The 5,843-nt window shown below is 42.7% G+C and carries 5 protein-coding genes and 1 pseudogene; 4 read left to right on the forward strand and 2 right to left on the reverse strand.

Going from position 1 to position 5,843, the window contains the following annotated elements:
- Window positions 1–750, forward strand: a 750-nt coding sequence (guaA, locus tag NO992_RS23225) for a glutamine-hydrolyzing GMP synthase (protein ID WP_371380771.1), incomplete at its 5' end; no start/stop codon positions are given.
- A gap of 722 nt (window positions 751–1,472) precedes the next feature.
- Here guaA and NO992_RS23230 read toward each other — a convergent pair.
- Together NO992_RS23230 and NO992_RS23235 are read right to left on the reverse strand one after the other, a co-directional pair.
- Window positions 1,473–2,912: a PepSY-associated TM helix domain-containing protein gene (locus NO992_RS23230; RefSeq protein ID WP_371380773.1), complete on the reverse strand. Its 1,440-nt coding sequence runs from the start codon at window positions 2,910–2,912 to the stop codon at window positions 1,473–1,475.
- A gap of 149 nt (window positions 2,913–3,061) precedes the next feature.
- Window positions 3,062–3,421 carry a hypothetical protein gene (locus NO992_RS23235; protein ID WP_349196363.1) on the reverse strand — a complete coding sequence of 120 codons (360 nt, stop codon included), beginning with the start codon at window positions 3,419–3,421 and terminating at the stop codon, window positions 3,062–3,064.
- Window positions 3,422–4,085: 664 nt separating this feature from the next.
- Here NO992_RS23235 and NO992_RS23240 point away from each other — a divergent pair.
- From NO992_RS23240 to NO992_RS23250, 3 genes and pseudogenes are all read left to right on the forward strand, one after another.
- Window positions 4,086–4,193, forward strand: a pseudogene (locus tag NO992_RS23240) (transposase); the annotation flags it as partial.
- Between the two features lie 156 nt (window positions 4,194–4,349).
- Window positions 4,350–4,520, forward strand: coding sequence for a hypothetical protein (locus NO992_RS23245; protein WP_371380775.1), 171 nt, complete (start codon window positions 4,350–4,352; stop codon window positions 4,518–4,520).
- A 32-nt stretch (window positions 4,521–4,552) separates the two neighbouring features.
- On the forward strand, window positions 4,553–5,524 hold the full coding sequence (locus NO992_RS23250) for a transposase (protein WP_371380777.1): 972 nt from the start codon (window positions 4,553–4,555) through the stop codon (window positions 5,522–5,524).
- Window positions 5,525–5,843 lie beyond the last annotated feature (319 nt).

Consider the following 5,843-nt stretch of genomic DNA (forward strand, 5'->3'; position numbering starts at 1 on the left):
TTCGGTGATAAGTTTGGTCTGAACATCATCAAAGTAGAAGCTGAAGAGCGTTTCCTTAACGCGCTTAACGGCTTAAACGACCCTGAAGACAAACGTAAAGCAATCGGTCACACATTTATTGAAGTGTTCGATGAGCAAGCCAGCCAACGCCTAAATGCGAAATGGCTAGCACAAGGTACGATTTACCCTGATGTTATCGAATCAGCAGCATCAAAAACCGGTAAAGCGCATGTGATCAAATCTCACCACAACGTGGGTGGATTACCTGAAGATATGGAGCTTGGTCTGGTTGAGCCACTACGTGAACTATTTAAAGACGAAGTTCGCAAGATTGGTCTAGAGCTTGGCCTACCATATGACATGCTTTATCGTCACCCGTTCCCAGGCCCTGGTCTTGGTGTTCGTGTACTTGGCGAAATCAAGAAAGAATACTGTGACTTACTGCGCCGTGCTGACGCTATCTTCATTGAAGAGCTACATAAAGCGGACCTATACCACAAAGTATCTCAAGCATTCGCTGTGTTCCTACCAGTACGCTCTGTTGGCGTGATGGGCGATGCACGTAAATACGACTGGGTGATCTCACTACGTTGTGTTGAAACTATCGACTTTATGACAGCACGTTGGTCACACTTACCATACGAGCTACTAGGCCACGTTTCAAATCGTATCATCAATGAAATCGATGGTATTTCTCGCGTGGTTTACGATGTATCAGGTAAGCCGCCAGCGACAATCGAGTGGGAATAAGCTTGGTTGTAAAAACCTAACTTAGCTTTCGTTAGATTAAGAAAAGGCCAGTCAGTATTTCTGACTGGCCTTTTTTATGAATTTTTACTTTCCTAAAAAACCTTGCGGAGGTATTTGGTTTCTTCGCAGTGATGTTTATAGTGATGCTGGCCTGCTATTTTTTGGAGGCCGTGGGTACACAGCACCTCATTTCACATATATCAAACCGATTATGGTGAATCTGTAACTTTTTTCTGGACAAAAGTTTGCCAGCGAACTTACTAATTTAGTAAATCATGGATAACTATAGGTATTGAAAAAGCGGTTAAGCTAACATCTAGCTTTGGTACAGTGTATCTGGCAACAAATACAGATACTGATTCGGAATTAGGGTATTGGGCAATTTATAGTTACTACGTTATGCTTAACTTTCTGAGGATGGTGATGTTCGTTGTGCTCACCACTCACTCTTACGTCATCGACCTCAGTCCCTTCTTGTTCTCCGCTTTAATCGCCACCTACTCACTATCAGATGTAGTCTCACACTTTTATTCAATCAAAACGATTGAATCATTAGAAAATATAGATCAATTAATGACAAAAGAATTGTGTCCTTATTTTGTTCTAGCAGGCTTGAAGACAGAATCTAGTGGTACATCTTTTCAATTCTGTTCATAAAGAAGAGCCAGCATTTCGCTAGCTCTTCTTTATCGCTGAATTTTGGGGTATCAGTGGTCACTACATCAATTAATTGCCGCTTTTAACTTTTCAATACGGTTAAACAACAACCAGTCCAACGCCAGCACGCTTACTATAACAAATCCACCTACTGGGAAAGCAATACAAATTAGGATTAACGTCCCTAAACCGAGCTTCCAAATACCTTCATGCTGAAACTGTGGCGGCGCACCAAGCGACTTACTGCGACTTGGTCTGCGTAGCCACCACATAACTACACCACTAACAGAAACAAATATGAAGGCAAGGCAGAACACAATGTTCAGTATTTTATTAACGATACTCACGTCCCCCTGGTGAAGAGACGTTCCCGCCGCCATAAACTTCGCGAACCAACTATAATCCTGCCATGTAACATCCATCAACAAATGACCAGAATACTGGTCAAAATGACTGGTTCTATCTCGCCTTGGATCGGATATGTCGCCGCCCATCGAGTTAGCTGAAACGGTGTATACCCCTGTTTCAGAGCTGGGTAGGAAAACCTTATAACCCGTAAAACCCATCTCTTGTGCCTTTAGAACAATTTTGTCAATCGGCACGGCATCATGGCCGCCAGAATAAGAGGCATCAGCATCCATCTTGGAATGATCATGCACTGATGTAACTTTTGACTCCGGAACTACCGTAAGCTCTAAGTTCCACGGAATCTCCTCTGTCGAACCATGGTTAAGATCTTTGTGTATCAGAGTAGATTCCGGCTTTTCACCCCAAGTATAATAGGTCGGGAAGGTATTCCATGCCTGAACCAATTTTGATCCCCAGATACCCGTCCATGACAAGCCTGATACTAGGAAAAACAACAACACTAGGGACAACCCGCCACCGATGTTAGCATGTAAATCGCGCAACAGAATGCGCGTGCCTTGAGTAACGCGGACTTTCAAAAAACCTGCTCTGCTGGCGTTATCACGTGGTAGCCATAGATATAACCCTGATATCAGCAATAAGATACCTAAACTCGCCGAGGTTTCGATTAATAAATCGCCCAGCTTACCAATCAATAATGTACCGTGTATGTCATTCATTAGCTCATAAATGCTGTCAGCCCGATTAATGGTTCCCTGAAGCTCAGCGGTATATGGATTGACAGCTACGATGAGTGAACGCCCGTCTTCTGATTTGATTGAAAACCGGTTTGCAAGATGCTCTGTTTTTGCAGGCACAAATTGGGTAACACTAAAGTGTGGATAAGCTTTCTTTACCGCTTCTAATTGTACAGAAACCGGGACGGTTTGTTCTTGTGGAACCACTTTTAACATTGTCTCGTAACGCGTCAGTTCGATCTCATCGTCAAACAACATCACCAGCCCCGTAATCGACAACATGATCATAAACGGGATTACAAATAGACCTGCGTAAAAGTGCCATCGCCACGTCATGAAGTAGATGGATTTTGTGCGTGATACTTCCTTAAGTTGAGTCTTTTGTGCACTTCTCAACATATCGTTTTCCTTTTCATAGTCGCACAGCCAAGCGCAAACCAAATTCATCCCCCCACATAGCGTTACTATGCGGTGAAAATGGAGGGCTTGAAGAGTGCTAGTGCTCTGATGAGCTTTGATTGTCTGACTTTACTTATTATTTATATTAATCACGAAAAGGGCGATAAAGGCGGGGATCTGGGAACTGGCTTTTCAAACCTTACACTTAGAGCCAAAAAAGTGTAACTGTCAGAAATGACCAAGCTCTGCCTTGAAAGTAAAGGTGTAGTTAGAAGTGAATCCTGATGGAAGGTAGAAAAGTGACTAAACGGGCAAGGTTTACCCTTATGGGTAACGGAATCATCACCTTCCTCTAATTGAACCAGTTCGAAACCATTTAGCGTACAAAGTGTCGCCCACACACCCATGCTGTTACCATGAGCATTGATAACAGGCATCAATGTTACCAGCATCCAACTTAAGGCACTGGCAAATAACATGGATCGATAAAAAGAAATTAATTTACGCATAACGATGACCTAACAAATTTCACACAGCGTAACCAATTCCAAACACAAGCTCAATAACAGGTTACAGAATCACCGCTATTTTACCGACAGAAACAAAATCTAGATCACGAAGTTGCGATTTTTTTCAAACATTGCTCAGCGTAAAAGTTAGATATGAGTTTTTCTAGGGAAACTCCATCAACCGATTCCTGCACTTCATTGTTCTAAACTCATAATGGGGCAGAAGCGGGTTTTAGCAACAAGAGTCAGTGCCGCTTACACTGACCCGATATTGAGGTGGCGTTACTTGCTCGAGGATTTACTCGGCTTTAGGCCTGGAGTGTTTCCTGGAGTTTTTTTGTTGTCACGTCGACGTTGATCTGGCTTGCCGGTCGACTTGGCTTTTGGTTTTGGTCCTGGTTTCAAACCCATGATTTGATCCTTTTATTTAACGAGGTTATTCCTCGTTGTGTGATCTTTGAGCAGTGTTGATGGTTTTCAAGGTGTGTATGAAAAACAATCAAAAAAATATCCTCTAAGTTCTCTGCTGATAATTCTCGTTTTGACAAGCCACTTAAAAGATAAACAAATCGATGACACCCACCACTAATTCTACTAATTTGCACCTTCCTAAGATACCGCCTACGCTTTAATTCTGCACTCAAAGGATTGAGGAAAACAAACTATGGCTACTGCCCGTAAAAAGCAAATTAGTTTAACCGACACCAAATACTACCACTGTATCTCCCGTTGCGTAAGGCGTGCTTTTCTCTGCGGTGAAGATAAATTTACCGAAAATAAATCGCTGACACCCACCACTAATTTGCACCTCCCTAAGATACAAGATAAACAAATCGATGACACCCACCACTAATTCTACTAATTTGCACCTTCCTAAGATACCGCCTACGCTTTAATTCTGCACTCAAAGGATTGAGGAAAACAAACTATGGCTACTGCCCGTAAAAAGCAAATCAGTTTAACCGACACCAAATACTACCACTGTATCTCCCGTTGCGTAAGGCGTGCTTTTCTCTGCGGTGAAGATAAATTTACCGAAAATAAATCGCTGACACCCACCACTAATTTGCACCTCCCTAAGATACCGCCTAAGCTTTAATTCTGCACTCAAAGGATTGAGGAAACTAAACTATGGCAACTGCCCGTAAAAGACAAATCAGTTTAACCGACACCAAATACTACCACTGTATCTCCCGTTGCGTAAGGCGTGCATTTTTGTGCGGTGAAGATAAATTTACTGGCAAATCATACGAACACCGCCGGGATTGGGTTGAAGAAGAGCTATTGATGTTGGGGTCTGTGTTTTGTATTGATGTCTGTGCTTATGCCGTGATGAGTAATCACACTCACATTGTTTTATATGTTGATGATAAAAAGGCTAAGCGTCTGTCGGATAAAGCAGTTGTGATACGATGGCACAAGTTGTTTAAAGGTAATTGGATAAGCCGTAAATTTACTGAAGGTGAGCCACTCAATGAGTCGGAGCAATTGATGCTAGATGAGCTGGTTGATGAGTACAGAGAAAGGCTCGCAGATATTAGCTGGTTTATGCGAGTGCTTAACGAAGACATCGCCCGCCGAGCAAATAAAGAAGATAATTGTACAGGTCGGTTTTGGGAAGGACGGTTTAAGTCCCAAGCATTACTAGACGAGGCAGCATTGGCTGCTTGTCTCGCATATGTAGACCTAAACCCAATTAGAGCCCAAATTACCGCAACACCTGAAACCTCAGACTACACCAGCATCAAAAAACGCATCGACCATGCTAAGCTGGGCAGGCAACCAAAAAGTCTATTACGCTTTGCTGGCAGCCCACGAAAACATATGCCAAAAGGACTGCCCTTTGAGCTCAAATCCTATATTGAGTTGGTTGAACTCACAGGCCAATGTATTCGCGCCGACAAGCGAGGCTATATTAACGAAGCACAACCCATTCTTACTCGATTAAATATTGAACCGGAGAACTGGATAAAACTCACTACGCAATTTTCACGGGTATTCCATGGTGCAGTTGGTCGAGAGCGAACAATAACCGCTTACTGCGAAACACTGCAAAAACGACGACGGACAAACCTAACAAACTGCGAGCGCTTGTTGGCTTAGCAAAACTCGCATTCTCAATCCTAGAATTTCTTACTGTTGTATTTGCAGCGCGTTGTCATGCGCGATATCCCTGTTTTGGTGAAGAGATACGCCTGAGCGCTAAAAATTAGTCTATCGATGAACGTTTTTAACCAAAATGATTGAAGTAATTTTATACTTCACTTCCTCCGCTTGGAGGTTAATAGTGATGGGTGTCACTTATTTTAGTTGCTAGCCCTTATTACTTTTGATAGAGACGCAAGGCGGCTTTATCCTGTTTAGTTCCTAACTAACGAGATTATCAATGAGCAAAGATATCCACGATTCCCGAATTTTGATC

Source organism: Pseudoalteromonas sp. DY56-GL79 (assembly GCF_041414765.1).
Taxonomy (GTDB): Bacteria; Pseudomonadota; Gammaproteobacteria; order Enterobacterales; family Alteromonadaceae; genus Pseudoalteromonas; species Pseudoalteromonas piscicida.

Excerpts from the sequence above, each read along its gene's own strand:
- NO992_RS23235 (WP_349196363.1), bottom strand. The coding sequence starts at position 3,421 with ATGCGTAAATTAATTTCTTTTTATCGATCCATGTTATTTGCCAGTGCC.
- NO992_RS23245 (WP_371380775.1), top strand. The coding sequence starts at position 4,350 with ATGGCTACTGCCCGTAAAAAGCAAATCAGTTTAACCGACACCAAATAC.
- NO992_RS23250 (WP_371380777.1), top strand. The coding sequence starts at position 4,553 with ATGGCAACTGCCCGTAAAAGACAAATCAGTTTAACCGACACCAAATAC.
- NO992_RS23230 (WP_371380773.1), bottom strand. The coding sequence starts at position 2,912 with ATGTTGAGAAGTGCACAAAAGACTCAACTTAAGGAAGTATCACGCACA.